This is a genomic window from Oscillibacter sp. 1-3, assembly GCF_000403435.2.
GTDB lineage: Bacteria > Bacillota > Clostridia > Oscillospirales > Oscillospiraceae > Oscillibacter.
Genome location: NZ_KE159709.1, coordinates 404,331 through 431,301, shown reverse-complemented (window position 1 = coordinate 431,301; position 26,971 = coordinate 404,331). Strand labels below are relative to the sequence as shown.

Here is a 26,971-nt window from a genome sequence, read left to right as displayed (position 1 = left end):
GGGAAATGGAACAAGCTCAATAATTTTGAGTTTATCATGAACAGGGCTTATGCCCTCAACCGCGACAAGCTTAAATGCCGTGTCTGCGGAGGGTGGCTCATTTCTGGTACTCCATATGCCCATCGCATTAACCCTAATCTCCCATTGAACAAGGTAAACAGGGTCAACAATCTGGTTTCACTCCATAAGAAATGCTTTATGGCGGTAAATGACCCCAACTATGATATTAACCAATTTGATGTAAAAGCTCAAAATAAAATCATCGGTTATAGGGAAAAACTGGTTATTTCACATACACGCAACAATCAATCTGCATTGATGGAGCGCCGTGTGCGGTGAAAGTCGCATGCACGGTGCGAAGCGGGGGAAAATCCGCTCTGACTGCTGCTCTCTCATGAGGGCAGTAAAAGCGGCGGATTACCTATCGCTATCTGATGATCGGCGCGTCCGGCGTGGGCAAGACGGCGTTCTTTCTCTACCCAAATATGGAGTACGCCTGCGCCAGCGGGATGAGCTTCCTGGCCCTTGATACAAAAGGGGATTTGGCCCGGAACTATGGCGCTGTGGCCTTGCAGCACTACGGCTACAAGGTGGCGGTGATCGACCTGCGCAATCCCACCAGGTCAGACGGGTACAACCTCCTCACGCTCATCAACCGCTACATGGACATCTGCCGGGAGCAGCCCACTAATCTGGCGGCGAGAGCCAAAGCGGAGAAGTACGCCAAAATCTTAGCGAAGACCATTATAAACCCGGAAGGAGACGCTTCAAACTACGGCCAGAATGCGTTTTTCTACGATGCCGCCGAGGGACTGCTCACAGCGGTAGTCCTCCTTCTGGCGGAGTATCTGCCGCCTACAGAGGAGGCTCCCCAGGAGCGGCGGCACATCGTCAGCGTGTTCAAGCTGGTGCAGGATCTGCTGGCGCCCAGCAAGACCGCCAAGGGCAAGAACGGCTTTCAGGTCATGATGGACACACTCCCCGACACGCACAAGGCACGGTGGTTCGCCGGAGCCGCTCTCAACTCGGCGGAACAGGCCATGGCCTCGGTCATGTCTACGGTGCTGTCCAGGCTGAACGCCTTCCTGGACTCCGAGCTGGAGCAGGTGCTGTGCTTCGACAGCGCCATTGACGCGGAAGCCTTTGCCTCCCAGAAGTCCGCCATCTTCCTCGTCCTGCCGGAGGAAGACCCCAGCAAGAACTTCATGGCGGGCCTGATAATCCAGACCCTCAGCCGGGAACTGTTCTCTGTTGCGGATGAGAACGGCGGCAAACTGCCCAACCGAGTAGTGCTGTTCTGCGACGAGCTGGGCACCATGCCCGCCTTCGATATCCTGCCCCTGTTCAGCGCCGGCCGGTCCCGCAAGCTGACTCTGGTTCCTATCATCCAGTCGCTGGCCCAGTTGGAGAAGAACTACGGTAAGGAGGGCGCAGAGATCATAGTAGATAATGTGCAGGATACGATCTTCGGCGGCTTCGCCCCCAATTCCCAGACCGCTGAGGTGCTGTCCAAAGCCCTGGGCAGCCGCACGGTCATGAGCGGATCGGTGAGCAAGGGCGGTGGGAAAGACAGTGCCAGCCGCTCCCTCCAGATGATGGAGCGGCCTCTCATGACGCCGGATGAGCTGAAGTCCATCCCCAAGGGCCAGTTCGTGGTTATGAAGACAGGGACACACCCCATGCAGACACGGCTCAGGCTCTTCCTGGACTGGGGCATCTCCTTCGGTGATCCGTATCTGCTGCCGGAGCGGGCCGCGCGTACCGTGGCCTATGCCAACAAGCAGGAGCTGGAGCAGGCGATCTTCCGCTGTCACCACGCACAGCCAGCGGAGAGCGATACCCCTCCCGCTCCCCCGGTTCCTCCGAAAACTCCAACTGCCAGAGGCGGCGCGTCCTACGCTCAGGCCAGACGCACCAGGCGGGAGCCGCCTCCCCCCGTGGTTGTCCGCACAGATGGGGGGCAGGAGTAGTCTATGGGATACTTTGAGAAGATCTATCAATCCGATCTGAACCACCGGGCCAGGGCTGTGTATATGTACCTGAAGGATCATGCCGACAGCGAGGGCAAGTGCTGGCCGGGGATACGGACCATCTCCGCCGAGCTGCGGCTCTCACGTTCCACTGTCAAGCGGGCCCTGGATGATCTGTGCAGGGCGGAGCTAATCTCCAAGGAGCGGCGCTTTCGTGAGAATGGAAGCCTCAGCTCAAATTTGTACCGGCTGAAGTAGCTGCAAAAATAATAAGTTCTCCGCCAGGGGGTCATTGCGCCCTGGCGGAGAACCGAGGGTGGGTCCACTGTGAACCAACCAGAAGGGCCCACTCTAAGGGAGAGTTTAAGACAGAGAAAATGACAAACACGCTCTAAGGGTCGTTAGGATAGACACTGCTCTGACAGAAAGCCGAGCAAAGCCGACAGGGAGTGGCAGAACTGAAAGCCATACATACCCCAAAATCCCGCAGCCATGAAATCACCTCCTATGGGGCGATTTTACGGCATCAGGCCGTGTTGCTGCTACCAACTATTCCGCAACTATGGGTTGCAAGCTGTGTTTGAGCCGGTTTTCGCAACAATCTATGTGACAAATTACCGAACTTTCAACGTCAAAATTTAATATGACCTCCACTTTTTGTAATCAATACATTTATATCCAATTAAAGAAAAATCCTCTATAACCTTTTGAATGCTTCCCAAATCATACGCACAGATCTGTCCAAGTACAGTGTCAAACATATCATTTGGGTCAAAATCTCGTGATATTGAACAAAAGCTATTTATTCCGAGCCATACTTGGTCAAGAGGCGTGCTGAACCATGCCTCCTGGTATCCATGTTTTAATAAGATGCTTTGAATTTTTTCAACTTGTATTTTGAAACCTAATTCTTCCAAATCCTTATCTGATAGATTGCTGTCGTTCCAAACCTTGGCTTCAGGAGAGAGATTATATGGAGGTTTGTGCATATGGAACTCCAATTCATATGCCAACTGACAAGGAAACTGTTTCCAACCAAATGCTAAAAATGCTTGGCAACATAAATACTGGCGAAAGCTATCAGCCATTTTTATGTCATTGTGATACGGCCTGATAAGTATAAGAGAAATATCATCGGAAGGCAAAAAAGAAAAAGAAAGTTGTTCTGAATTATCAATATCTTGACTACCAATCGTCAAGTAAAGATTATTTGAAGAATCACATAAAAGACAGTCTTTATGGAGCATGTTATCTGCTGAATAATATGCGATTGATATTGGCTTATCAGGGAAAGAAACATAAGAGTTCCCACCCCATCGACGAAGAAATATTTCATAGTCAACTGGTAGACGTTTTCCGTCACCATTCAAATCATAACATTTTTTTATGGCGGTAATCGTTTTAGCAGATGCTCCTTTCATTCCCTGTAGCCATTCGGGTTCTGTCATAGAGATAAATTCTTCTAATGCTTCAATCCATCGTTCAGAACTATCATTTTTAGGGATGATAATAGAATGTTTTTCCATACTTTTTACACCTCAATACCCCCGGCGTTTCAAATCCGCCGCCAGCTTTACATAGAACTCCCGCACATCGAAGCCCCGGATGTTCTCCCGGTTCAGATCCACCACATCCCCGTGGGAGATGCCCCGCTTCCCCTGGGGCTCCAGGAGGGTGAACCGCTCCCCCCACTTGGCCGACTCCACAGATACCAGCCCATCGTTCAGGCCGTCGAAATGCTTTACGATGGGATAGGTCATGTTCAGCGGGAACTTGCCATGCCGGGCCTTCTTGCAGTAGGACATGACGCTCTCATACACCACGCCGGGAGCGTCGAGCGTCACCTCGTTCCGGGCAAGGCAGGCGCTCTCCGTCAGGTCGGTCACCGCCGCCAGGAAGTCTGGGTTGGGGTCGCCCACCTGTTTCATCGTGGCGTTGTAGGCTGCGGCGATTTTCAGCCGGGCGGCCTGGGGGACCTTGCCCAGCAGATACTCGGCAAAGATGCAGCCCCGGTGCGGGGTGTTAATGGTGGTCAGGGTCGCCACATAGGGGGCCATCCCGCAGTGGGCGATAGCGGCCCGGCTGTCCAGCCCGCCCTTGGAGTGGGCGATGATGTTCACCTTCCCACAGCCGGTTTCCTCCACGATCTGCCGGATGCGCTCCGCCAGCTCCTTCCCACTGTCCTCCACCGCCGCTGCGGACTGCTGCTGGCCGTAGTAGACCGTGGCCCCGTTGCGGATCAGCTCCCTGGGGATGCGGCCCCAGTAGTTGAGGTAACGGAAGTCCCGGAAGAACACGCCGTGGACCATCAGGAGGGGATACTTCGTCTTGCAGACCTCGCTCTCCGCCCGAACCGCGTCCAGCTCCCACTTCTGGGTCTCAAACTCCACTTCGTCACTGCAAAGGCGGAGAATCTTTGCCAGATACCAGAGGTTCACCAGGGGAATCCACCCGCACAGCGCCGCCAGAACGCGGTGCTTGATGCCCAGCTGTACCGAGGTGAGGTAGACCCGGACCATGCCGTTCCAGAAGACCACGGCCAGCAGGAGCACTGCCAGCAGCACGCCCATCGCGCCCCCAAAATACCCCCACCAGTCAAGGAAGCTGTCCTTCGCAATATCGGCACGCAGTACGTTCAGCCAGAGAAGCTGGAGCAGGACAGTGGCCGTGGCGGTCACGCAGAACAGCCACAGCAGCTCACAGCCCTCCGCCAGCCGCTGGATGCGCTTGGTGGGGCCGGACTTCGGGATAGGCCGGAGATTCACCCATAGGAACGCCGCCGCCAGAGGCAGAAACAGCCACCCGGCGCCGGGAACCGACCATTTAGCGTACAGCAGCCAGACCAATGGCAAGGCGTTCGCCGCCGCCGTCAGCAACAGGCCGTAGATGATCCGCCTGACATATTTCATAGAGCCGCCTCCCGTTCAACAGCGCCCACTGGCGCTTTTCTGCGTTTATAGTAGACCTTGCCAACGGGGTTGTCAAGTTGGGAGGCCGGACGGTTCTATCAGAAATCGGATTGAATTAGAACTGGGATGATGGTATAATTAGGGTGATAAATAGGAGTTTGGGGGAAAGGAAAATGGATACATTGGCATTTTATATATATCCGCTGCCACAAGGAACTTCATTTACTGCTAATGATCTTTCCGTTTCCGATAATGTAAGAATACTGTTTGATTATATGCAAATCTTTTTAGCTGTAATTTCAAAAGAAGGATGGGAGTTTTTGATACAGCAATATGGATATGATGGGCTTTTTGAAATAAACAGCAAATCAGGCTGGATAGATTGCGAAAGATTAGATGAGTTTATAGAAGTATTGGAATATGAAAAAGAAACATCACCTGATACATTGAAATGACTCAGAAGGAACAAATATAAAGGGCTGAAACCACCATGGAAACCGTCAAACGCGGCTATGTGCCGAAAGATACCGTTGAATTTGGCCCCAAGGCCACAGCCAAGCTGACCGCCGCCGCCCAGGATCTGGCGTTCCTGCTGGACCGGGGCTACGACACCAAATCCGCCTCCACCTTCGTGGGCAACCACCACCTGCTCTCAGAGCGCCAGCGGCTGGCCCTGGCCCGGATCACCTCTCCCCGCGCCGCCCTGGAGGAGCGGGAGCGCAAGCGGATCCGGGAGGCCCCGGCGGCCCTGGTGCTGGACGGCTTCAACACCATCATCACCCTGGAGGTGGCTCTGTCCGGCTCCCTGCTCCTGGCGGGCATGGACGGCACCATCCGGGATCTGGCCGGACTGCGAGGGAGCTACCGCATCGTGGACAAGACGGTGCGGGCCGTGGAGCTTCTGCTGGCCCGGCTGGAGGCCCTGGAGGTCAAGGAGGCCCTGTTCTATCTGGATCAGCAGGTGTCCAACTCCGGCCGCCTCCGGTCGCTGCTGCTGGACAAGGCGGCGGAGCGGGGCGTCCAGGTGCAGGTGGAGCTGCACCCCAGCGTGGACGGCGTTCTCTCCCGCCTGGAGAACGTGGTTACTACAGATGCCATCATCCTGGACAAGTGCGGCAGCTGGTATAACCTGAACCGGAAGCTGATCGAGGAGACCATCTCGGAAGCGTGGGTGTTTTGGCTGGAGACATCAAGCATCTGAAATTGCCATTGACAAAGTTGTGGGAGGAACAATTATGCGAGACACGATAAAACCGCAAGATTATTTTCTGGCAAGAATACAGGCAGATACTGCACGCATAAAGAGATTTGAGGAAACCCTCAAAAACACAGAGCCGTCTAATGAGCGAGGCATTCGGCTCGGGAAATCTCAGCTATCAAAATTGTACTTGGATTGTGCGAAAACCTCATATTCTATGGGTGCTGAGCTGGGCGAAGTGTATTCGTATTACATTCAGTCCATAAATTATTACAAGGACACCTGTACGCCGGCAGACAGCTTGTATGGTGTAATTGATTATTTGTCGATTGGCGTGTTGTTCCATAGATCAAAACAGGAATTTCTCTCTGCTTTAGAAATAATGGCAGAAAAATTCAATTCCCAGGATGGACTGATTTGCTGCTTGATCCAATATTTACAGGACAAGCCTCTGGAAATGCGGCAATCTAAACTCGGCTATTTCAACGATCTGGCGGAGAGTGATGACAAGATGGCGGTACTGTCCTCGGAGTTATCACATTGGTATCAGCATCACAAAAGCGCATCCTGGTACGATTCTCATAAATCTAAGAACAATACATATCGCGGGTACTGGTGCTTTGAAATCGCCGCACTATCAAAAATATTCGGAATTGATGACAAAGACTTTGCGCTTAATCCATACTACCCGTATGATCTGGCACACAAGTAAAGTAACAGGAGACGAGGATATGCTTATCGCTAAGTTTGGAACTGATGGCGTTTCTGACGAAATATCAAAAATCGAGAGCCGATACAGCATCACATTCCCGAAACAGTACAAGGATTTTCTGCTGCGCTATAATGGCGGCTACACCCCAAAAACCAAATTCAGAGCAAAAGGGATCTCGTCAGACATCAAAGGGTTTTATGGTTTAGGTGCAGTTGGCCTGTCCATAAGCCAAGAAATGATTTCGGCATGGATACCTCAGAAGTTGTTTCCGATTGCCTGTGACTCTTTTGGGAATATCCTTTTTATTTGTTTCGCCAGCGACAACTATGAAAGCATCTTTTTTGGCGACCATGAAAAAGGCATGAAACTTTCGCTGATTGCGAATGATTTTTCCTCATTTATTCGTGCATGTAAAAGCGATAAACTACCAGAAGCGGCCCTGCGTTCCATTGAGGAGCGAAAAGCCGCGTTGATTGAGAGAGGGCGGGGCCACATTATTACTCCTGCACTGATTGAGATGTGGCAAGTAGAACTTGATAAGTATGGTAATATGCGGCAGGAAGAAGTGGTGGTATAGTGTTGGCGTTATAACTTCCGCTGGAGGGAAACAAAAAGCAACCCCCCGCTGACAGGCCCTTAATAGGCTTGACAGCGGAAAATCCATTCTTGTAGACTGTCCTGGAGGTGTGAGGCTTGCGGCTGGAGGTATTAAACATCTAAAATTGCCTTTAGGACTGTTCAGCAACTTCCGGTTCGCTGTGGTGCCAATTGGAAAACCGAAATGCCTATATTTACATTCAAAATAAAAGTACGGATATCCGTCGGGATATCCGTACTTTTATCTATTTAAGCAGTTTGGGATAGTCCGTTTTCCCGTTTACCACACGATAGATGGTCACCGTATCATCAATGAGCCGGTAAACCGCAACATAGGTCTTTGTCAGCACCAGCTTCCGGTAGTTCAGCGCCGCCAGCTCCGGATCAGGGTGGATCGGCCCCAGCATCGGAAAGTCCTGAAGCCGTCCGATCTGCTCACGGATGGAACGATAGATCTCCCTGGCAGACGCCGGGCCGACCTGTTCGGCGTGGAACCGGACGATCCCCAGAATGTCCGTCTCCGCCGGATGCAGATACGCCAGCTTATACTTTGCCATTCAGCAGCGCCTCCACCTTGGCGTCCAGCGCCTCCTGTGTGACAGCCGGCACCCCAGCCAGACGCGCCGCCTCAGCCGCCAGGATGCTTGCCCGGTGCGCCAGCATCTTCTCCCGCTCCTCATACGCCTCAATGCTCATATAAACGCCATCGGCCTCGCCCTTGTTGGTGATGAAGATCGGTTCGCCGGACTCACGAGCCAAAAGTGAGATCTGCAAATATTCGTTGCGCAATGCGGTGGACGGTCTGATCGTCATATCTGCTCCCCCCTATGATTTTTATGCCCTTAGTATATCATCTTCCTGATAGATATGCAAGCCCGTAAAGGGACGATCCGAAACAGCGGGATGAAGCACAGAGAAAAGAGATCTACCGCTCCGTGATGTTCAGCCGACGCAGGGAGGCTTTCAACGCAAGAACGGTGTCGGTGATCAGCTTGACTTCCTCATCGCTGCAATCCGCTACCAGCTCCCCCAGCCAGCTGTCCCGCACAGGCCGGGCCTGCTCCACGTCCATGCACAGCAGCTCGTCCATAGAACAGCCCAGTGCGTTGACAATATCCACCGTGACCTGAAGGCTGGGGATGCTGTTGCCGGTCTCAATGTGGCTGATATGCGTGACCCCTACCCCAGCGGCCTCCGCCAGCTTTTCCTGCGTCAGTTTTTTCTCCAGGCGTACCGCACGAATGCGCAGCCCAACCGTTTTATAGTCAATCATACCGCAAGTATCCCCCGAATTTTTAGATACTTGTATTGTAAGTGCAACTTGGCTATGTTATAATAACCCGTAAGTGCAACAGACTTTATAAGCATAGCTGCGGAGAAAAATCTGACAAGGATATGGAGAAAAATGAGTACCTGCTTTTTCATTGGTCACCGGGATGCTCCAGACAGCATACTCCCCTCCCTGTCCGCCGCGATAGAGACACGCATCGTGGAGGATGGCGTGGATCAGTTTGTGGTTGGCAATTATGGTAGGTTTGACTTGCTGGCGGCACAGGCCGTCCGGAAGGCGAAGAAGCAGCACCCGGATATCCTGTTGTTCTATCTGCGGCCCTACCATCCAGCGGAGCGGTCCTTTACTCCCGCCGGTTTCGACGGCTCCTTTTATCCGCCAGGGATGGAGACAGTCCCGCGGAAGCTGGCAATCGTCCGAGCCAACCGATACATGGTGGACAACAGCCAGTTCCTCATCGCCTACGCCCGGTACACGGTCAGCAATGCGTGGGAGCTGGTGGAGTACGCCATGAAAAGAGAGAAAAAGGGGCTGATTCATGTAAAAAATCTGGCGAGGGTGTCTGAGTATAGTGTCCTTGTATAGATACTTTTTCTCGATTTTTGTATTCCATTTCTCGTTGCAACCAGCAAAGTTGCGCGATAGTTGGTAGAAAAAGCAGAGTGAGTTTGCTATAGTATAATCGCTGATAGGCCTATCGCAAATTTGTAATCAGAAGGAGTGTCACTATGAAATTCTTACCAGCGAAGATTGCTATATGTGTTCTCATTCTTTGCATCATTGTTGCAGGATGGGGCGTTATCATCCCTTACGGAATCATTGTGGGAGTTCTCTATATTTCCTATTTGCTGATAAAAGCCCTAAGAACTTATAACAAATCAAGTGAGGTGCGCGAAGAAAAGAGAGTATCCAAGAAAGCATTGGGAGAAGTAATCAAAAATCATCGGACCAATAACAAAATGACACAGGAGTTTGTGGCGGAATATTTAGGGGTCAGCCGACAGGCGGTGTCAAAATGGGAAGGCGGTATTTCTGATCCCAGCACATCAAACCTGATAGCTTTGGCGAAGCTGTTTGATACCACTCCAGAAGACCTATTAAAAGAAGCAAGAGAGTCGTAGGTTTGGCGGATTGGTTTGGTTATACCATCTGTAGAAAATTTTTTGAAAACTGATGTAAGGTTTGCCTGCCTTTTGCTGTCTTATAGGGTGAAGGGACCTTCAAAAGGCAGAGAGGTGGGATCGCATGGAAGATCGCCAGATTATAGAGCTGTACTGGCAGAAGAACGCGGACGCTATATCCGAAACATCCAGCAAATACGGGGCCTACTGCTTCACCATAGCGGATCACATTCTGAACAATGCGGAGGACTCCGAGGAGTGCGTCAACGACACCTGGCTCCACGCCTGGAACGCGATGCCGCCCCAGAGGCCCAATGTGTTGCGGATGTTCCTGGCAAAGATCACCCGCAATCTGTCCGTCAACCGCTTCAACGCCCGCAGCGCGGAGAAGCGCGGCGGCGGGGAGATCATCCTTGTGCTGGATGAACTGGCGGACTGTCTGGCCGGCGGGACGGACGCGGAGGCGGCATACGAGGTCAAGGAGCTGGAGGAGTGTATCCGGCGCTTCGTCCGGGGCCTGCCGGAGCGGGACGGGAATGTGTTCGTGCGCCGGTACTTCTTCACGGAGCCGGTGGCCTCTATCGCCGGGCGGTATGGCCTGACAGAAAACAATATCTCAGTGATCCTGAGCCGGACACGGAAGAAACTCAGAGTAAAACTTGCGAAAGAGGGGTATTCATGAGAAGCATAGACATATACACCGCTGTTCGTGCAGTGGATGACGATATTCTGGAGCGTAGCGAGGATACCATTTGTGGACGCAAGGCGGGACCATATAGCCGTCATAAATGGATGATCGTTGCGGCAGCAGTAGCGGTACTGATGCTGGTGGGCTATACTGCCATGCCAATGATTTTTGAGATGTTGAACGGCAGCTCTGTAGAGTGGGACGACAACCACTTGTTTGTGTCGGGAGTTGCCAACGACATGGCCGAGGTAAGAGACGGGCGAGTTTACTTCACCCTTGATAATTCAGATATTACGGAATACTGCTCTGAAACGACCTATTTTCGTTATGATTTTGTTGATGAGCAACATATTGCCCATGTTATCTTGGTTGGAGGCGAGATAGATAGTATTGGATGGACGGAAATTCTCTTTTTCGAGGGAGGCAAGCGGCTCAGCCATTCTGCGCTCCAGACCCAGGACGGTAACGAGCCTGCATGGTATGTTACAGGCAATGCCGAAGTAAATAGGGACTACGGGTACGTTGATCCACACAGGAACACAGAACAGGGTGAAGAGTATTCCGCAGATATAGAAAAGGTAATTCCAGACGAACCCAGCGAACCGGATGCGCCATAGGTGCGCATAACCTCCCCTTAACCCCGCAAATCTTAACTTTTCGCCCCATTTGCCGATAATAGATAAGAGGTTATATACCTGAACCATGCCCAGATTCCGGGAACGGGAGGGACTGCCGATGCTGGTCTATTATCTGCAAATGCTCGACACGCCGGAGGAAAAGATTCGGTTTGAGCAGATTTATCTGAAATACCGGGGCCTCATGTACCATGTGGCGGAGGACATCCTGCACAACCGCCAGGACGCGGAGGACGCGGTGCATAACGCTTTTTTGCGAATCATCAAAAAATTTTCCAGGTTTCAGAACACTCCGGCAAAGGATCTGGCCCCGCAGGTTGCGGTCATCGCCAGAAATGAAGCCATTTCGCTCCAGAGAAAGCAGAAGGGAGAAGCCCCGCTGGAGGATTGGGACGGCCTTGCCGAGCCGTCGGAGTCCATCAGCGACTACCATGCGCTGGTGGACAGCTTTGCCCGGCTTCCCCGGACCTACCGGGCCGTCATGGAGATGAAACTGCTGTCCGGGTACTCCGATGGAGAGATCGCCGCCAAGCTGGGCCTGAGTAAAACGGCGGTCAGTACCCGGATCAGCCGGGGACGTCAGCTTCTGCGGGATATTGTGGAGCGGGAGGGGTTCTTGTTGGAGGCGTAGAATATCCTCCGCGCCAAAAGGCCGCAAAAATTTTTCAGATACTTTGGGTTTTTCTGTGAGAATCCGCCTCCTCACCGCGTTAAGCATAGTGAGGGGCGGATTTTCGCTTTTGAGATTTTACCGAATTATTTCAAACTGTGAGGTGCGATATGAAAAGAAAACATCTTGGGATATTCTTATGTGTTATTGCTATCGTTGGGGTTCTATTCACAGTGGTATTACAGAAAAAAGACTCAAAGTCGGAAATTTTTAGTTATGTCCGAGAAAATCAAGCGCATTTATCACAATTCGTTAGTGACACTATGGAAGTAGGCAAAATAGTTTCAACATATAGGAATTGGTCGGTGGACTACTATGAAGATGTTGGAGCGATGGAGTTTTTGACAAATAGTTTTGGTATAGGACCCGCAACCACATACGAAGGATTTTATTATTCTGAAAATGATATACCAATCGGTTTTCAAGGGGTAAAGTTAAATTTTATTCAGAATGAGGATGGATGGACATGGCAGGAAGCAGACGGAGATAACTATGAGCAAACTGAGAGGATTATAGCACATTGGTTCTGGTTCAAAATAAGTTTTTGACGTTTCAAAAGGTGCATACCTATGAAAATAATCAGACCCAGTGCGATAACATTATCGTAAAAAATTTTTCTCAAAAATTTTTGAAAATCCTGTGAGAATCCGGCCTCTCGCTGCGTTAATCATAGTAGAGGGGGATTTTGTGGCTGCCGGGCAGTCACGCCCCAGTGCGATACAACGAGAGAGGAGGGATTCCCGTGACAGATCAGGCATTGGACGACCTGGCCCGCCGGGTAATGCTGGACGCGGCCCGTCTGGAGTACGGTAATCTTCTGGAGGAACTGCCGGAGCATGACTTTTCCCCGGAGTTTGAGCGAAAGATGAAGAATCTGATTCGTCAGGCTGACCATCCTGCCCGGCACAGATTGCTGCGGACCGGGCAGCTTGTCGCGGCGCTGGTAGCGCTCCTGCTGCTGCTCACAGTGGCAACCGCCGCCGCTGGCTATGATATATGGCGGATGCTGGCCGAGTGGACGGCGGAGCAGATCACCCTCGCGCCGGGGCAGATCGAATACATAGACCCGGACGACCTACATATCCCAGAGGAGCCGGGAGAGTACACGGATCTCCAAGAGGCACTGACGGCTTACGGCTTAAACCGTTCTGTAGTTCCCAAATGGCTACCAGAAGGGTTTGTGCTGTATGATCTGGTGATATATGGTGATGAGGCCAGTAAGGATATCGTATTTCACTCCTCTTATCAGCGGAGCGAGGATTTTTTGATCGTTCAAGTGAATATCTATCTGGAAGACGAAAATCAAGGACCGGATAATTTTTGGGATTTTCAAAAGGATGAAGGAGACCCTATCCCTTACGAAGCGGGGGGCATCACACATCTGCTTACTACCAATGCTGGACGCCCTGTGGCACTCTGGGCCAACGGTCCGGCAGAGTGTTATATCGGCGGAAATATTACCATGGAGGAGCTGAAGCAGATGATAGATTCTATTTATGAGTAATGGGTAACATCAGTGAAACGCAATCATCAAATCATCAGGAGGTTACTTTTATGACAATCACACAGATGGTACAGAACCGCCAGCAGCAGCGCATCGGGGAGCTGGCCCAGAAGCAGCAGGGCAAGCCCCATGTCAACCCCTACGGCACGCCCGGCATGAGCCTGAACGACGCCGGCGACTTCCGCAAGATGGTCCCCGTGGACGAGGGCGTGGTGCAGCAGGTCAAGCAGATTGCCTTTGACCATATGAAGAACGGCTACGGGGTCAGCGACGGCGAGGACATCAGCAAGGTCATTCGGGACTATACCATGTCTCTTGCGCCGGAGCAGCGGCTCAGCGCCTCCTGGACGCTGAATGAGATCTTCCACAGTGAGGCCACCCGGCTGGGCGAGTACGTCCACCAGCAGGACCCCAGCTGGGACTGGGGCAAGCCCTTTGATACCAGCATCCTGGACGGCTACCGGCAGGGCGTGGATATGCAGGCGTAACGCCGATAGACATCATTGATTCCCTGATTATTGAATTAGAACAATCTGCCAAGCACAGTATACAGGCTACTACAAAAACAATCGTCCATTCATTTCAAACTTTCAGAAAGGAGGATGGGATCATGCCTAACAACAATAATCAAAGGAAAATTGAAATTAAAGGGAGAACAAACAGCTATGGCAGATATTCAGCTTCAACCAGGCGAGTCAGTAGTCGGCCAAGGGATGATGGCCTACTGGGAGCCAGTTTTGGGGAGTTCATGCGATGTATGGCGTGGAACAATTTTTGTTACAAACCAAAGGGTGTGTTTTCAAATTTCCTGGACAACCCACATGGAAATTGAATTGAGACGGTCAGAAATCAAAGGCTTTATAGTTGGAAAACATCTGTTTGCAACCAAAGTGACGATACATAGCAGATCAGGAGAAAAGTGTACATTTACTGGTTTTCCTGTGAAAAAACTGCAAGGCTGGCTTCGGAGTTTGGGCATCCCCCAATTAAAATGATTGGAGATAAAGAGGTTAATTCCATGGGATATGCGCGTATTTTGAAAGACAACGATGGAAAACCATCCGGTTACCGCGAGTGTGACGGCGAAGTGGCTTTTATGCCGAAACAGCAATCATATGAAAACATTTTCCGCCGTGTCAAAATTGAAGTTGACACAATGGAAGTCCTCAACCATGATTTTATAAAAGACAAGCAGCGTGTCTACCGAAGAGGCGTGCTACTGCGCGGTATCACGCCGGAGGGCTTCCACGTCTTTAATCCGGCCTATATCGGCAACCACCAGGTTATTTATACTCCATACGGTGATGCAAAGATCGCGCATCCAGAAGCCTTTGAGGTGTTGGATGATGGTGTTGGCATGTATGGCCCGGCGGGTTATGGAAGAGATTCTGAATTTGTGTATTTTTTTACTCACTCTACTGAAACCAGCTATGCTGTCCGGCTGAAAACGTGTAAAAATCCGGTTGCCTTTACAATCCTGTCTGACGGTTATACAAAAGATGATGAACGTGTATATTATTGTCAAGTAACGGTAAAAAGGGCAATTCCGCAGTCCTTTACTGTACTTCGTGATGGATATGCCCGGGATGATAAGCACATCTTTTGGAGAGATCAACTATTAAAAACCAAGGTGCAGGATTTTACGATATTAGGGGATGGCTATGCCAGCGATGGCAAGAAGGTGTTTTACAATGGCACACTGCTTGACGCAGATGGTGCGGCATTTACTTTGCTGGGATATTCCTATGCCAGCGATGGAGTGCGGGTATTTGGGGAGGGGGAACTCTTGGATACCACACCGCAGGCATTTACCCTGTTAAGTGACGGATACGCCTGTGACGATAAGCACGTCTTTTGGAGAAACCGCTTATTGAATGTAGATCGGAACTCTTTCAAAGTGCTGGAAGATGGTTATGCAGAGGACAAGTACCATTATATTTACAGAATGGTAGTAACAAAGAAGAAGGATGTGGAGGCGAATCACTTATGAGTATTGTTAATGTTTTCCCAGGAGGTACTTATGCGCAGACTGAAAACCATCATCCCCGTAGCCGGGATATTGCTGCTGATCCTCTCGGCGGCATCCTTGTACGTTGCCGTGCAAGCCTTGTTGGAAATCCGCCCGGCGGAGGACTACGAAGATATAGGAGTCCTCACCTTCCAGCCCTATGACGTTCTGCCGGTCCAGGTGAAGAACACCGGGGCCAGCAGCCGTGACCGCCGCATGAACTCCACCAAGACCGTCTACATGGTCTACTACCGGGCCACGGACGGCAGCGGCTACAATTGGAGCAATGAGGCATTTTCTAAGGATCACGGCCAGCGGGTCGTGGAGGCCGGGGAGACGGTGCAGCGCCGGGTGCTGCGTATCCCGGCGAACGGAACTTACATTACCGTGGAGCCGGAGCAGAGCGCCGGGAGCTACACCGCCGGACTCCGGCAAAAGTACACCACTATCTTTGCGCTGGCGGGGGCCTATGTCCTGCTGTATGGGTTAGGGTGGTGTGTCTTGATATTCACAAAAAAATCAAAGAGAGGTTCGCAGGTATGGTAAAACAGAAAAGGCAATTACAAAAGGGGGCCGCGCTTGCCCTGTCGCTTTTGCTCCTGCTCGGTTCGCTGGCAGGCTGTGGGGGCAAGCCGCAGAAGGATGCGTCCAGCGCGGACGGGCCGACAAATACATACACGCCCCCGGTGAATGAGGATGGGTATATTGTTGTTACAATGCCCATTACGCTTACTGGTGGAAACACCGCAGAAGAATTAGAGGCACAACATCAAGCACTGATTGTTGGAATGAGCGAGGAAGAAATCGCAAAGCTCTATTGGACGAATATCACCGCAAATGAGGACGGGAGCTTTAATTACATTCTCACGCCCGAACAATTCCAGCGGATAAAAGAGACATCCTATATGTCGGGGAAACTGATTGATGCCGCAACAAATACTTTCCCGGCGGAGTTTATCAAAGCTACAGAATATGCAGACATCGACAAGGACGGAATACCGTGGGCGCTGGCCGTATCCGTTGATAAAAAACTGTACGAAAGTTCGGAACTGGTAAATTCTCTCTATGTAACGGTAGGTCCGTCTATCTACATCGGAATGTATCAAATTCTCTGCGGCGTCCCCGGTGATGAATGGGCCGCCCATGTGACTGTGAAAGACGCTGATACCGGTGAGGTCATTTCAGAACACGACTTCCCCACCCGCGGTGAGTGAGCAGATGCGGAAGGAAGAAACGTCTGAAATCAGAAAGAGTGCTCAGATATGCAAAATCGCAATGGAGTGCATTGTCAGCGGCCATTATAGACCGCTGGAAGATCGCCACGCTCTTACAAGAGTATCCGAACAGGATATCAGGCGCGTTTTGAAGGAGTACAACTCCAAGGAGCTGCCCGTTATGCCCCCGGACACCTATTTTGAAGAATCGGCGTATGTAGGCGAATACCGGGACGGCTCCGGCTGGTATGTCGATATTAACCTCTGGTATCCTGATGGGGAGAGCGACCTGACACTGCAACTGGATATTAGGAAACGTGGAAACCATCTGGCGTTTATCATTGATGATCTTCATGTGCTTTGAGCACCAAGAAAGAGAGGTTTGCAGGTACGATGAAACAGAAAAGACGATACCAAAAGGGGGCTGCGCTTGCCCTGTCGCTTTTGCTCCTGCTCGGTTCGCTGGCAGGCTGTGGGGGCAAGCCGCAGGAGGATGCGTCCGGCGCGGACGGGGCAAATACCCCCTCCGACAATAACACCGAATACAGACCCTCCAGTGTGAATTATGTGTCGCCCACAAACAGCTATACCCCAGACACAAATGCGGATGGATATATTGTTGTCACGATGCCATCCTCTATTATCTGGATTTCTGGTGCTACGGCATCAGAGTTAGCCGCAGATTTCCACAGCACAAATCCCCCTGATGAACGTATTACGGACATCGTGGCAAATGAAGATGGAACAGCGGACTATCTTTTTACCCCAGAACAATTTGAACACTTCAAAAAAGACACTTATGATACTGGATGTTATGCGTATGGAGTGGGCAATTTTCCGCAGTCTATCAAAACCGTAGAGTATACTGAGATTGACGAAAATGGAATACCTTGGGCCGCTGTTGTTACTATGGATGCTGCGCTTTATACTGCCAGCGACATGGACGCGCTGCTGGGATATTCATACGGTGTAGCGTGGCCCGCAAACTATATAGGCCAGTATCAAATTTTCTGCGGCATCCCCGGTGATGAATGGGCCGTCCATGTGACCGTGAAAGATGCTGACAGCGGCGAGGTGATTTCAGAACACGACTTCCCCACCCGTGGCGAGTGAGCCAAAAACATGGGAGCATTTCTTTCGATAGGGGAGATCGGTTATGAAGAAATTTCGCAAATGGATACCGCTGTTTTTATTTCTGGGGCTGCTCCCGGCCCTGCTGACCGGCTGCAATCCGGAGTCGGGCACATCTTACGAGATCATCTACCCATCCGGCCTGTCCCGCGGGCCGTGTGACTGGGAAGACGTTGTGCCGGTGGAAGGTGCGCCCTATCAGTTGACGAGTGGGAAATCAGAGAATTTTGAGAAAAACCGCTCCTATGATTTATGGGTTCTGGATGAAAACGGCGAAGTGTTGTATGAGTACCCGGAGCTGGGCCATAGTGTGGTCCGCGGTGAGGCGGGTGATCAGGAAAATACCGTTTGGGTGAGCTGTGAACTGTGGAACACACCCCATCACTCTGGATACCTCGATGGCTGTCTGAAAGAAAGTACGTTGCTGCTGCTGGATATGGAAACCGGAGATATTCTGTTCCAGGCCGAGGTGGGGGAAAACGAATGTTACATCACTTCAAGGGAAACGCGGTGCTATTTTTACAAGCCGGGTGAGCCGGAGAGCGAAAAACTGTTTGGCCTGCTGAAAACGCCTGCCCAAAGTGCGGAACTCTACTACCGGGACACTGGGGACTGGGCAGAGCCGCATACCGTTTACACTTTTGACTATGTGGACGAACCCAATATGGATGGCAGCGGCGTAGAGGATCGTGCCAAGTTTTATCTCTCAGAAAATCAGATCAGGGTAGCCTGGACATCCTATGAATCAGTTGGGAACAAAAACTGGGAGTATTTAGAGAAAAAGGTTTATGAGATCCCACTTGCCGAAAGTGCTGGCGAGTGAGCCAATTCCAATAGTGCGGACGAGGAGGATTTGGGTATGGAAAACTTGGAGTATTCAAGACTGAAATTTTCAACGCGCTATACTTCGGATGAAGCTCAGGCCATTTTGGTAAGATTTATGGAGCGATATGTTGACAAAGAAAAATTCAAACGATATGTTTTGATGTGGAACTCATTTATTTGTAAGCCCATATGCCTGCCATTGAAGGCTGTTCAAGATATAGCACTCCCATCTGATAAAGAGGTTTTCTTTTACGATGAAAGAGAAAAGATGCTCTATGGCACAACAATAAAAGATGTTGTATGCTTTGTAGAAAATCTTGAGCCTTGGGATCAGGTCGATGCTTGCGTTTTCGATGGAGATATGAATTGGGTTGTAGCGGTTACACACGAAGACGCGATATTATGTTTGGGAAACATTAACATTGGAAAGTTTGAGTAAAGCACATGGATATTTTTGAGCGGTACAAATATGAACACCAATTCAAGGTGGGATGGTGTCCCATTTGCAATCAAGGCTGGCAGGTTATTATGAAAACGGCGGATGGAACATTGGCGGTCTGTTGTGAAGAATGTATGTCAGCGTGGCCGTCGCCAGAAGACATCAACGATCCTGCTAAAGCCACCTTTGACGAATTTGGACTGGAAGGAATGCCTACACATCAAGAAATTCTTGAACAGGGATGGGACAAATTTCTTACCACAGAGAACTAAGGGGGACAAATATGTTTGAACATAGGTATGGTATCAAGTTAAAAACAGCCACTGCGGATGCGGCGATTCTAAAGTTGCTCCGCAAGCACTTTCCCAATCAGTCCCTATCAGAACTTCGAGGCAAGATCCAGGCCCGTGATTATGTATTCCTCTCCGACATGGAGAAATATGACGGTGAGCGCCGGATGGCAAAGCTGTTGAGGGAATTTGACAAGGCCGGTATTGAAACGGAGCTATTTGAGGAACACAGGTACACTCCTGCCCCATGGCAGTCAGAGCCTATGAGCCGTGAATTTTTTCATAATATACTCCAGCGCAACCGGGAGATTGAGCGGGAGACAATGCTTGGCATAGAGCGTGAGGTGGAGGGCTTCGTCAGTCCGGAGGCCATGGCGGACATTGAGGAAGAACTGCGAAATCAAGACGAGGAGTACTGACCTTATGAGGGAACAGAGCGTATGAAACGCGAAGAAGACGATTTTGCCGCTTATAGGTGGCAGCAGAAGAACCAGGCCGCGCCCTTTTCCTACATATACCCGCAGATGCCGCCCCGGTTCCGCTGGTGCCGCCGCTTCGCCCAGGCGCTGTTCCTGATAGAGTGGGGAGGCTTTGTGGCGCTGGTTCTCAGCAACTTTCCAGCGGGTGTTGTGGCGTTGCTCTGGGGCAAGGAGGCTCTGCTGGAGGGAGTTGGAGCCATGGCGTTCCTGCTCTCTATGGTATCCTTTGCGCTGCTGCCCCTGGCCTTCCTCGCCAGATGGCTGAGGCATACGGCGAAACTCTTTTGGCACTGCCCTTGCTGCGGACAGCCTTTCCCCTACTACGCCCCGGATGGTAGGCATGAGGAAATGCGGAACAAGGAGTGCTGCTATACCCTCCGGCAGATGCGGATCGGATGTGTGAAGACAAAGCTCTGCCCGCTGGTGATCCCATCGGAGTGCCCGGCGTGCAGACAGAAGTTTTTTAAGATGGAGCAAAGTAATCTAAATGGAGGAAGAACATTATGAGCTTTCGGTATGATTTAACCGCAGTTGAAATCCTAAAACTATTAGGCTATACAGAACCAGTTGGCAAAGATACTCTTTTGCAGGCAGAGCGTGAAAAGAATCTGAAGCTGCCTCCCGCATTGTTTGAATTTTGGAGTTTGGCGGCGGACAGCACCTTATTTGAGACCGCCGACATCTGGACAAAAAGGCGGGACTTTTGCTGGTTCTCGTATGACAGTATCCAGGAATGGATCGACGGAGATAAGGAATATTGGGAAAAGGACCCCCAGAAATATGCCGATAACGAGTATTATCAGCTTTACAAACTTCCCAAAGTAGAATGGGGCAGTTATGTCCCTAACTATTTGCAGATCGGAAGCGACTATGGTGCCGGAATATCAAAATTCGGAATTTGCCTCGGAGAGATCGAACAAGTTGATCCCCCTGTCTACATTCTAATCGAAGAAAATTCCATAACGGAGTGGAACATGCTTGATAGTCATTTGTCTGCTTTTTTGATGCGCTCCATTTGCGATGTCTTATGTTGCGGGGAGTATGATACAGCCACTCTCGTTCTGGAAGAAATGGGCTGGACTGTGGATGAAGCATATCAAGAGGATTTTCCCACTCTTGACATGGATGCTTTATTAAAGCAGAAATCTGAGTATGGAGCGGATGCCGTTTGTGGCTGTGCATACGACGAGGAAAAGCATCTGCTGATCGTTGCCAAAATTGATAGAGGCGACAGTAGAAATAGCCGAATTATGACATATCAAAAGCAGTAGGACGGTTGAGCTTAACGCCGAGAAAAGCCATAGCTGAAAACGCATTCCAACAACCGGAGGTGACCTATGAAGAACGAAGCGCAAATTCGGATATTGCTGCTCCAGCAGTATCTTTGCACCCTTACAGATGAGGAGCACGCCGCCTCCGTTTCAGACATCCTCCAATTCTGGGAATCCCACGGTATCCAGGCCGGCCGCAAGAGTGTGTACAGCGACATCCAGATCCTGATTGACCAAGGCGTGGACGTTGTCTGTGTCAAGAGCACCCAGAACCGCTACTTCGTCGGCTCCCGCCTGTTCGAGCTGCCGGAGCTGAAGCTGTTGGTGGATGCGGTGGAGTCCTCGCACTTCATCACCAGGAAGAAAAGCGCCAGCCTGATCCGCAAGCTGGCCTCCCTCACCAGCCAGGAGCAGGCCAAACAGCTCAACCGCCCTGTCTACATGGAGGGCACAGTGAAGCAGGACAACGAGGCGATCTACTATGCGGTGGACATGATCCACACCGCCATCCAGGAGAAGCGGCGGATCGCCTTCCAGTACATAGAGTACACCGCAGAGAAAGAAAAAGTCCTCAAGCACGACGGCTATCGGTACGAGTTCAGCCCCTATGCCCTGATCTGGAGCCGGGACTATTACTACGCCGTGGGCTGGTCGGAGAAACACGGCAAGCTGGCCCAGTTCCGTGTAGACCGCATGACCGCTGTGGAACTGCTGGTGCAGGAGGCCATACCAGCGCAGGACTTCGATCCAGCAATGTACGTACACCAGGTGTTCGGGATGTTCGGCGCTGACATCCGGAGGATAACACTGCTGTGCGAGAACAGCACCATGCGCAGCGTTGTTGACCGTTTTGGAGAGGAGGTGCAGACAGAGATCGTAGACGGGGCGCACTTCCAGACCACCGTGGATGTTGCGCCCAGCCCGCCCTTTTTCGCCTGGGTCTTTACTTTTGGCGGGAAAATCCGTATCATGGAACCGGAGGAGATTGCGGCGAAAATGAGAGAGATGGCAATGTGGCTACAATGATAAGTCTCCATCCAAATTTACAGTTGAATGGAGATAAGAGCATTGAGCAGTTAATAGAAAGGAGATCACTTAGTCATGCAATACCAAGTCAGTATCCCAACATTGATGGATTTTTTCTGTCAAGGGGAACATCAAGGTTTCTCTGAGGCGGATATTCAAACAGCAGAGAAAACTATCGGTGTAGCTCTTCCAACTATTTACCGGGATTTTCTGAAAACGTATGGCCTCGATCCCATCAACAACCGACACAATCATATCAACTGCCCACCGAAGGGAATTGTCACTTCTTATTCTTATATTCAAGATACCTTGGAAGATTGGGTGGAGGAATTTCAGGAGGCTAAGGAACAGGGCCAGGAAAATCGTTATAAAGACAACGGCTATTTTGCTCTATGGCAACTTCCACAAGAAAAGTGGTCTGCAATCACAGATAATTATGTCTTGCTCTGGTGTGAAAATCAGGGCGTCTGGAATGCTGGCTATCGGTTGAGCGACCTGCAAGCTGGTTTATCTGACCCGCCGCTGTATATCTCCACCAACGACGACTACATCTCTTTTGCAAAGTGCGCCGATAATCTGGATGCCTTCCTGCTGTCCATGCTTTGGGATGCAGCCTATGGCTACAACGGAGGCGTTCGGCTGACAGATTCTACTCAGATTAATTCCGCTTTGTCTCAGGCGGGGATTGACCGCAAGCTCCTGGAGTTTCGGGGCCTGTTATCTGCCTGCCTGGATGATAAGCGGGAGACGTTGTACCTTTATTACAACAACGGGGAATATCAGGAATTATGCACCGCCAATCGGAACAAACCCGCACCGCAGGCAAAGCCTGTTTTTGAAAAGCCAACCCTGAAATATGTTCCCAAGGGTCCATATCATATTGAAGTGACCTTTGATCAAGGCATTGACCCGCCAAACAGCACCCACATTCATCCTTTGATTGCGCGGGTAATAGAGAGAATGTATGGAAAGAGATTATTAGTTCGCTACGACTGGATGAAGGCGATAGGAAAAACAAAGGGACTAACTCTGGATTTAAGAGATGTGATTATAGAACCGGACGGTACAGCCCACGCTCCAATTCCTGTCAACTTACCATCGAGTTTTTATCTGGACCCGGCGGATTGGTCTATTATTGAGGAAATGCCTAATCTGCAAACCCTTCGTATTGAAAACCTCATTGTAGATGACTTTTCTTTTCTCTCTAAATGTAAAAATCTTAAGATGCTCTCCCTCTACAACACAAATTTCACAGATTGCCGAATGTTGCTGAAACTGCCAAAGTTAGAAGAAGTTGATCTTCGTTTCTGCCCATTAGAGCACGAAGAAGTTCTTCAAACATTGGATATCCGACAGGTTGGATTGGCAAAGGAACAGCAGTAAGAAATAAAAACGTGACAAAATTTGTCGAAACCTCGTGAGGTGTTCCCAACTGGGGACACCTCATTTTTGCCCTCTTGCCAATCGAACAGAGACACGATATACTATGGTCAAGCCGTTTACTACCGGGTAAACGATAAAGGGGGTATGCAAAATGAATCAGACATTCGGCGCCTTTGTCCGCCAGAAGCGGATGGCGCTGGGAATTTCCCTCCGGGGGCTGGCCGCACGGCTGGGCCTGTCTCCCGTATATATGAGCATCATCGAAACAGACCGTAAACCTGCGCCGGCCAAGGAACATCTGGACAGGCTGGCAGAGGAACTGCATCTGAGCAAGGAGGAGCGGGAACTGTTTCTGGATCTGGCAGCCGCATCCCACAAAATGAAGGTCCCGGCAGACCTGCCGGAGTACATCATGGAGCGGGACATCGTCCGCGCCGCTCTGCGCACCGCCAAGGAGGTGGATGCCACTGACGAGGAGTGGCAGGAGTTTATTGACCGTATCACTAAACGGACGTCCAAGAACAGGAGGGATGGACCATGACAAATATCTATTATCAGGAACAGGTGCTTGAAAATATTGCGCGAAAGGTGCTGTGCGGCTATGATTCCGCGCTGTACTACGGTTCCCCTGCCGCCGTCCCCATTGAGGAGATGATCGAGGCCCACGGCGTATCCCTGGAGTACCAGTATCTCCGGAAGAATGGCCGCATCCTGGGCAAGACCATTTTTGACGAAGGGCTGGAGGCGGTGTATGACATGGAAAACCGGGAGTACACCCTCTTCCCTGTCCGAGCCGGCACCATTCTCATTGACGCCTCGCTCTGTGAGGAGGACGCCAGCACAGGCCGTCTGCGCTTTACCTGCGCCCACGAGCTGGCCCATTGGATACTCCACAAAAAGCTGTACACCGGCACAGGCCGGAGCGCGGCTATGATTACAGAGCAGTCCGAGACTATTTTGGAGATACAGGCCAATATGCTTGGCTCCGCCATCCTTATGCCCATCGCCCAAATCAAGCGGTGCTTCTACCAGCTCCGGGGAGGCCGTCAGGACGGCCAGCTCATCGACGATATGGCCGATGTGTTTCAGGTGTCCAGGCAGGCCATGCGCATCCGGCTCACCAACCACCGACTGCTGTAAAGTTTTATCGTTATGTTCACTAAAAAGGGAACAGCAGGAGGTGGAAATGAAGGAGAAGGAATCCCGCACGATCTACTGCCCGGTTTGTCACCGGGGCCGTATTCTGGACGCGGCAAGCCAGACAGATCCCGCGCACCTGCGGCTCTTCGGGCCACGGCAGTCCGCCAAGGCGGAGTGGTTCACCAAATGTCCAAAATGCGGGGCACAGATCGGCATGATATTTCAGAGAGAAGTAAATATTGAGCAGCAGCAGGCGGGAGCGTGATCCCGTCTCTCCCTCAACCCCAATACTTAGTCAAGCGCACCAACCGCCCGTCATCACCGAGCAGGCAGCGTATCACATCGCACTACACTGCCTCTCCTGACCGGCCCCGCCCGATACTCGGGCCGCGGCAGGCCGGGATATCAGGGATGTAACTACGGGAGCCATCGCGTTCGGAGCCTTACAGGTAGCTTTTTAGCTATGTGTAAGGCTCCTTTTTTGTTGTCCTTTTCGCCAGCTGAAAGGCGGAAAGGATTTTTATGTCTCTGCACTTTTGGCAGCCCTATACAGCGAAATACCCGTGACCTCCAATCTCAAAACCGCACCTTTCCCCCAAATTTTGAGATTGGAGATCACCCAAATGAAATTTACATATTTGGTCTATAAGCAGGTCAACGGTACCCGGCAGCTTGCCGCTGCGACACAAGAGGAGTGGGACGCCATTCTGAAGGAAAACAGGCGGCTGCCGTTGGAGAGACGCCGGCTCTTTGTAAAAGACTGCTTTGAAGACGGCGGAGAACTGGACTGCATGTATATTGAGGCAACCGCCGCTGAATATCGGGAGTGGAACAGCAAAAATACGGTCAGCCAGAAGAAACGCAAGATTGGTATGAGTTATACGCATCAGTCTCTGGACACAGGAGTTCCGGATACTGATGTAGAGACGCTGCATGAATGTGTTCCCTCTGAATTCAATCTCGAGGGCATTGTAGCGGATCAGGTTCTCATCGAAGAATTGAAGCGCGCGTTACGGGCCTGGAAGCCCTGGGCGGAGGAGCTGATGGATCTCTACATGGCCGGGGCAAAGCGTTCCTGCACAAACGGTTTATGTAAAAAATACCAGCTCACCGACCGGGCTGTTCAAAAGCGAAAAGCGGCCTTCGAAAAATTTGTTTTAGATTTTTTGAAAAAATAAGTTCGGTTTCAGGCTCCGGAGGTTGTAGTAAAGGGATGAGAGGGCAAACTCGGCTCCTCTCTCTGCTCTTTGACAAATACCGCAGCCCTGCGGTCATATCCGGCAACTGGAATACGTTCCCTGACGGTCCGTGTGAGAAACGGAAAGCGATATGGAGGATGCGCCAAGACCACCTGTAGGAGAAAGCGAATTGCAGTGAATTTCACTTCTGCTATCAAAGACGGCCAAATAAGGTGCCCAGCGGTCCCCATCCATCCCAAAACAGCCCTGGCAAGCTGTTTCGCAATGACCCCGTCAGAACACAATGATACTCCTGCCCAGCCACAGCCCTGCTACGCAGGATCACGCAATGGGGGCAGCTCGGAGAGAACCTCGGAGGGGTGAGACGCCCGTGATGTGCGCCAGCACAGTTCCAGACTGCCGCCCAAGGCTCGGGAAGTAGTGTCGAATAGAGCCAGCAAATGATCAACGATAAGAAAGCGGGGCCGCTCTCCGCAAAAAGGATAGCAATATCTTTGCGCCAACCTGCGCAGGAGCGGCCCCGTCTTTTCAAAACAGAGGAGAAAACGACTATGGATTTCAAGAGGACCCGTCCCATTCAGCGGGGCGATATCTATTACGCCGATCTCACGCCGGTCACCGGCTCGGAGCAGGGAGGCATCCGGCCTGTCCTGATCCTCCAGAACAACGTGGGCAACCACCACAGCCCCACCGTCATCGCCGCCGCCATTACGGGGTACGTCAAGGGCAAACGCCAGCCCACCCATGTGCGGCTCAAGGGCGCGGCCTGCGGCCTGTTCCGGGATTCCACTGTCCTGCTGGAGCAGGTTCGGACGCTGGACAAGTCCCGTCTGGGCGAGTACATGGGCAGCGTGGGCGAGGACAAGATGCGGGAAGTGGACGCCGCGCTGCACGTCAGCGTGGGGCTTGCGGAAACATATTGCTAAAATATATACATAGCGGAGACAGTGTGTCTCTGCTGTTTTATTTATCAACTCATTGGGGCCGCTCACGGCTCCCGATGAGCGGCCCTCATACGAAGGAGGGCGCTAATATTATGACCACAAAGGAATTGCGGGACAACGTCACCTTTCTCTCCGCTCTTCGGATGCTGGAGGGCATGGCGGAGCGAAAGCTCCTGTCGGAAGCGGAGACGGAGCGGGCCAGGACCGAGCTGAAGCGGCGGCTCCGGCCCACCTTGATTTTTGCTTGAGAACAGGTACATTCTGCTTGGTTTTGGGGGCTGTTTTTGGTTGGTATTGGTGAATAGCTGTTTCAAAAAACTTGTGATA

At 51.3% G+C, this 26,971-nt stretch carries 38 protein-coding genes and 2 pseudogenes; 35 read left to right on the top strand and 5 right to left on the bottom strand.

Features of this window, described 5'->3' with window-relative positions; all coding sequences use genetic code 11:
* From C816_RS14720 to C816_RS14710, 3 genes and pseudogenes are all read left to right on the top strand, one after another.
* A pseudogene (locus C816_RS14720) lies at window positions 1-339 on the top strand (group II intron reverse transcriptase/maturase); the annotation flags it as partial.
* Window positions 340-431: 92 nt separating this feature from the next.
* Window positions 432-1,970, top strand: a pseudogene (locus C816_RS14715) (type IV secretory system conjugative DNA transfer family protein); the annotation flags it as partial.
* 3 nt (window positions 1,971-1,973) lie between these two features.
* On the top strand, window positions 1,974-2,228 hold the full coding sequence (locus tag C816_RS14710) for a helix-turn-helix domain-containing protein (protein WP_016323194.1): 255 nt from the start codon (window positions 1,974-1,976) through the stop codon (window positions 2,226-2,228).
* Window positions 2,229-2,608: 380 nt separating this feature from the next.
* On the opposite strand, the gene C816_RS23805 is transcribed toward C816_RS14710, so the two are convergent.
* Together C816_RS23805 and C816_RS14705 are read right to left on the bottom strand one after the other, a co-directional pair.
* On the bottom strand, window positions 2,609-3,496 hold the full coding sequence (locus tag C816_RS23805; RefSeq protein WP_016323193.1) for a hypothetical protein: 888 nt from the start codon (window positions 3,494-3,496) through the stop codon (window positions 2,609-2,611).
* Between the two features lie 12 nt (window positions 3,497-3,508).
* Window positions 3,509-4,879 (bottom strand): esterase/lipase family protein, encoded by a 1,371-nt coding sequence (locus tag C816_RS14705; RefSeq protein ID WP_016323192.1) that lies wholly within the window; start codon window positions 4,877-4,879, stop codon window positions 3,509-3,511.
* Window positions 4,880-5,052: 173 nt separating this feature from the next.
* Here C816_RS14705 and C816_RS23800 point away from each other — a divergent pair, with 173 nt between their 5' ends.
* From C816_RS23800 to C816_RS21960, 4 genes are read left to right on the top strand one after another with little or no spacing between them, the layout of a single operon-like run.
* A complete protein-coding gene (locus C816_RS23800; protein ID WP_155979030.1) occupies window positions 5,053-5,334 on the top strand; it encodes a hypothetical protein in 282 nt (93 codons plus the stop codon).
* 35 nt (window positions 5,335-5,369) lie between these two features.
* On the top strand, window positions 5,370-6,080 hold the full coding sequence (locus C816_RS14700) for a DUF434 domain-containing protein (protein ID WP_016323191.1): 711 nt from the start codon (window positions 5,370-5,372) through the stop codon (window positions 6,078-6,080).
* Window positions 6,081-6,114: 34 nt separating this feature from the next.
* Window positions 6,115-6,789, top strand: coding sequence for a PoNe immunity protein domain-containing protein (locus C816_RS14695; protein WP_016323190.1), 675 nt, complete (start codon window positions 6,115-6,117; stop codon window positions 6,787-6,789).
* 19 nt (window positions 6,790-6,808) lie between these two features.
* Window positions 6,809-7,366, top strand: coding sequence for an SMI1/KNR4 family protein (locus tag C816_RS21960; RefSeq protein ID WP_016323189.1), 558 nt, complete (start codon window positions 6,809-6,811; stop codon window positions 7,364-7,366).
* A gap of 265 nt (window positions 7,367-7,631) precedes the next feature.
* Here C816_RS21960 and C816_RS14685 read toward each other — a convergent pair whose 3' ends face one another.
* The 3 genes from C816_RS14685 to C816_RS14675 form a co-directional block, all read right to left on the bottom strand.
* Complete coding sequence (locus C816_RS14685) at window positions 7,632-7,943, bottom strand: type II toxin-antitoxin system RelE/ParE family toxin (RefSeq protein ID WP_016323188.1); 312 nt, start codon at window positions 7,941-7,943, stop codon at window positions 7,632-7,634.
* Complete coding sequence (locus tag C816_RS14680; RefSeq protein ID WP_016323187.1) at window positions 7,930-8,199, bottom strand: type II toxin-antitoxin system Phd/YefM family antitoxin; 270 nt, start codon at window positions 8,197-8,199, stop codon at window positions 7,930-7,932. Before C816_RS14680 ends, C816_RS14685 begins: the two co-directional genes overlap by 14 nt.
* Window positions 8,200-8,311: 112 nt before the next feature.
* Entirely contained in the window at window positions 8,312-8,659 is a 348-nt protein-coding gene (locus C816_RS14675; RefSeq protein WP_016323186.1) for a helix-turn-helix domain-containing protein, read from the bottom strand.
* A gap of 132 nt (window positions 8,660-8,791) precedes the next feature.
* On the opposite strand from C816_RS14675, the gene C816_RS14670 reads away from it, so the two are divergent.
* From C816_RS14670 to C816_RS24320, 28 genes are all read left to right on the top strand, one after another.
* Window positions 8,792-9,262 carry a hypothetical protein gene (locus C816_RS14670; RefSeq protein WP_016323185.1) on the top strand — a complete coding sequence of 157 codons (471 nt, stop codon included), beginning with the start codon at window positions 8,792-8,794 and terminating at the stop codon, window positions 9,260-9,262.
* Window positions 9,263-9,405: 143 nt separating this feature from the next.
* Window positions 9,406-9,798 (top strand): helix-turn-helix domain-containing protein, encoded by a 393-nt coding sequence (locus C816_RS14665; protein WP_016323184.1) that lies wholly within the window; start codon window positions 9,406-9,408, stop codon window positions 9,796-9,798.
* A gap of 124 nt (window positions 9,799-9,922) precedes the next feature.
* Window positions 9,923-10,480 carry an RNA polymerase sigma factor gene (locus tag C816_RS14660; RefSeq protein ID WP_016323183.1) on the top strand — a complete coding sequence of 186 codons (558 nt, stop codon included), beginning with the start codon at window positions 9,923-9,925 and terminating at the stop codon, window positions 10,478-10,480.
* Window positions 10,477-11,103 (top strand): hypothetical protein, encoded by a 627-nt coding sequence (locus tag C816_RS14655; protein ID WP_016323182.1) that lies wholly within the window; start codon window positions 10,477-10,479, stop codon window positions 11,101-11,103. Before C816_RS14660 ends, C816_RS14655 begins: the two co-directional genes overlap by 4 nt.
* Window positions 11,104-11,188: 85 nt before the next feature.
* The gene (locus C816_RS14650) at window positions 11,189-11,752 is read left to right on the top strand and encodes an RNA polymerase sigma factor (RefSeq protein WP_081646370.1); all 564 of its coding nucleotides are present in this window, start codon (window positions 11,189-11,191) and stop codon (window positions 11,750-11,752) included.
* Between the two features lie 149 nt (window positions 11,753-11,901).
* On the top strand, window positions 11,902-12,339 hold the full coding sequence (locus C816_RS14645; RefSeq protein WP_040655685.1) for a hypothetical protein: 438 nt from the start codon (window positions 11,902-11,904) through the stop codon (window positions 12,337-12,339).
* 194 nt (window positions 12,340-12,533) lie between these two features.
* Entirely contained in the window at window positions 12,534-13,295 is a 762-nt protein-coding gene (locus C816_RS14640; protein WP_016323180.1) for a DUF4367 domain-containing protein, read from the top strand.
* A gap of 50 nt (window positions 13,296-13,345) precedes the next feature.
* Complete coding sequence (locus C816_RS14635; RefSeq protein WP_016323179.1) at window positions 13,346-13,783, top strand: DUF3879 family protein; 438 nt, start codon at window positions 13,346-13,348, stop codon at window positions 13,781-13,783.
* A gap of 177 nt (window positions 13,784-13,960) precedes the next feature.
* Window positions 13,961-14,290 carry a hypothetical protein gene (locus C816_RS24325; protein WP_161910675.1) on the top strand — a complete coding sequence of 110 codons (330 nt, stop codon included), beginning with the start codon at window positions 13,961-13,963 and terminating at the stop codon, window positions 14,288-14,290.
* Window positions 14,287-15,285, top strand: a complete 999-nt coding sequence (locus C816_RS14630; protein WP_207636933.1) for a DKNYY domain-containing protein — start codon at window positions 14,287-14,289, stop codon at window positions 15,283-15,285. The genes C816_RS24325 and C816_RS14630 overlap by 4 nt, the downstream gene beginning before the upstream one ends.
* Before the next feature lie 30 nt (window positions 15,286-15,315).
* The gene (locus tag C816_RS14625; RefSeq protein WP_016323177.1) at window positions 15,316-15,849 is read left to right on the top strand and encodes a hypothetical protein; all 534 of its coding nucleotides are present in this window, start codon (window positions 15,316-15,318) and stop codon (window positions 15,847-15,849) included.
* On the top strand, window positions 15,843-16,517 hold the full coding sequence (locus C816_RS14620; protein WP_016323176.1) for a hypothetical protein: 675 nt from the start codon (window positions 15,843-15,845) through the stop codon (window positions 16,515-16,517). The genes C816_RS14625 and C816_RS14620 overlap by 7 nt, the downstream gene beginning before the upstream one ends.
* Before the next feature lie 148 nt (window positions 16,518-16,665).
* Complete coding sequence (locus C816_RS23795) at window positions 16,666-16,881, top strand: DUF7668 domain-containing protein (protein WP_155979028.1); 216 nt, start codon at window positions 16,666-16,668, stop codon at window positions 16,879-16,881.
* Window positions 16,878-17,630, top strand: a complete 753-nt coding sequence (locus tag C816_RS14610; RefSeq protein ID WP_242832209.1) for a hypothetical protein — start codon at window positions 16,878-16,880, stop codon at window positions 17,628-17,630. The genes C816_RS23795 and C816_RS14610 overlap by 4 nt, the downstream gene beginning before the upstream one ends.
* Window positions 17,631-17,673: 43 nt before the next feature.
* Entirely contained in the window at window positions 17,674-18,471 is a 798-nt protein-coding gene (locus C816_RS14605) for a hypothetical protein (protein WP_016323173.1), read from the top strand.
* Between the two features lie 36 nt (window positions 18,472-18,507).
* Window positions 18,508-18,912: a hypothetical protein gene (locus C816_RS14600; RefSeq protein ID WP_016323172.1), complete on the top strand. Its 405-nt coding sequence runs from the start codon at window positions 18,508-18,510 to the stop codon at window positions 18,910-18,912.
* Between the two features lie 5 nt (window positions 18,913-18,917).
* Window positions 18,918-19,184 (top strand): hypothetical protein, encoded by a 267-nt coding sequence (locus tag C816_RS14595; RefSeq protein ID WP_040655681.1) that lies wholly within the window; start codon window positions 18,918-18,920, stop codon window positions 19,182-19,184.
* Between the two features lie 11 nt (window positions 19,185-19,195).
* Complete coding sequence (locus C816_RS14590; RefSeq protein ID WP_016323171.1) at window positions 19,196-19,621, top strand: hypothetical protein; 426 nt, start codon at window positions 19,196-19,198, stop codon at window positions 19,619-19,621.
* 21 nt (window positions 19,622-19,642) lie between these two features.
* Window positions 19,643-20,188 carry a hypothetical protein gene (locus tag C816_RS14585; protein WP_016323170.1) on the top strand — a complete coding sequence of 182 codons (546 nt, stop codon included), beginning with the start codon at window positions 19,643-19,645 and terminating at the stop codon, window positions 20,186-20,188.
* Window positions 20,185-20,952 (top strand): hypothetical protein, encoded by a 768-nt coding sequence (locus C816_RS14580; protein WP_016323169.1) that lies wholly within the window; start codon window positions 20,185-20,187, stop codon window positions 20,950-20,952. Before C816_RS14585 ends, C816_RS14580 begins: the two co-directional genes overlap by 4 nt.
* A 66-nt stretch (window positions 20,953-21,018) precedes the next feature.
* A complete protein-coding gene (locus tag C816_RS14575; RefSeq protein ID WP_016323168.1) occupies window positions 21,019-21,978 on the top strand; it encodes a helix-turn-helix transcriptional regulator in 960 nt (319 codons plus the stop codon).
* Between the two features lie 75 nt (window positions 21,979-22,053).
* Window positions 22,054-23,361, top strand: coding sequence for an SMI1/KNR4 family protein (locus C816_RS14570; RefSeq protein WP_016323167.1), 1,308 nt, complete (start codon window positions 22,054-22,056; stop codon window positions 23,359-23,361).
* 151 nt (window positions 23,362-23,512) lie between these two features.
* Window positions 23,513-23,902, top strand: coding sequence for a helix-turn-helix domain-containing protein (locus tag C816_RS14565; RefSeq protein ID WP_016323166.1), 390 nt, complete (start codon window positions 23,513-23,515; stop codon window positions 23,900-23,902).
* Window positions 23,899-24,501, top strand: a complete 603-nt coding sequence (locus C816_RS14560) for an ImmA/IrrE family metallo-endopeptidase (protein WP_016323165.1) — start codon at window positions 23,899-23,901, stop codon at window positions 24,499-24,501. Before C816_RS14565 ends, C816_RS14560 begins: the two co-directional genes overlap by 4 nt.
* A gap of 46 nt (window positions 24,502-24,547) precedes the next feature.
* Complete coding sequence (locus tag C816_RS14555; RefSeq protein WP_016317159.1) at window positions 24,548-24,766, top strand: hypothetical protein; 219 nt, start codon at window positions 24,548-24,550, stop codon at window positions 24,764-24,766.
* 526 nt (window positions 24,767-25,292) lie between these two features.
* A complete protein-coding gene (locus C816_RS14550) occupies window positions 25,293-25,679 on the top strand; it encodes a hypothetical protein (protein ID WP_242832208.1) in 387 nt (128 codons plus the stop codon).
* 572 nt (window positions 25,680-26,251) lie between these two features.
* The gene (locus C816_RS14545) at window positions 26,252-26,626 is read left to right on the top strand and encodes a type II toxin-antitoxin system PemK/MazF family toxin (protein WP_016323163.1); all 375 of its coding nucleotides are present in this window, start codon (window positions 26,252-26,254) and stop codon (window positions 26,624-26,626) included.
* A 110-nt stretch (window positions 26,627-26,736) separates the two neighbouring features.
* On the top strand, window positions 26,737-26,892 hold the full coding sequence (locus tag C816_RS24320; RefSeq protein ID WP_016323162.1) for a hypothetical protein: 156 nt from the start codon (window positions 26,737-26,739) through the stop codon (window positions 26,890-26,892).
* The last annotated feature ends 79 nt before the right edge of the window (window positions 26,893-26,971 follow it).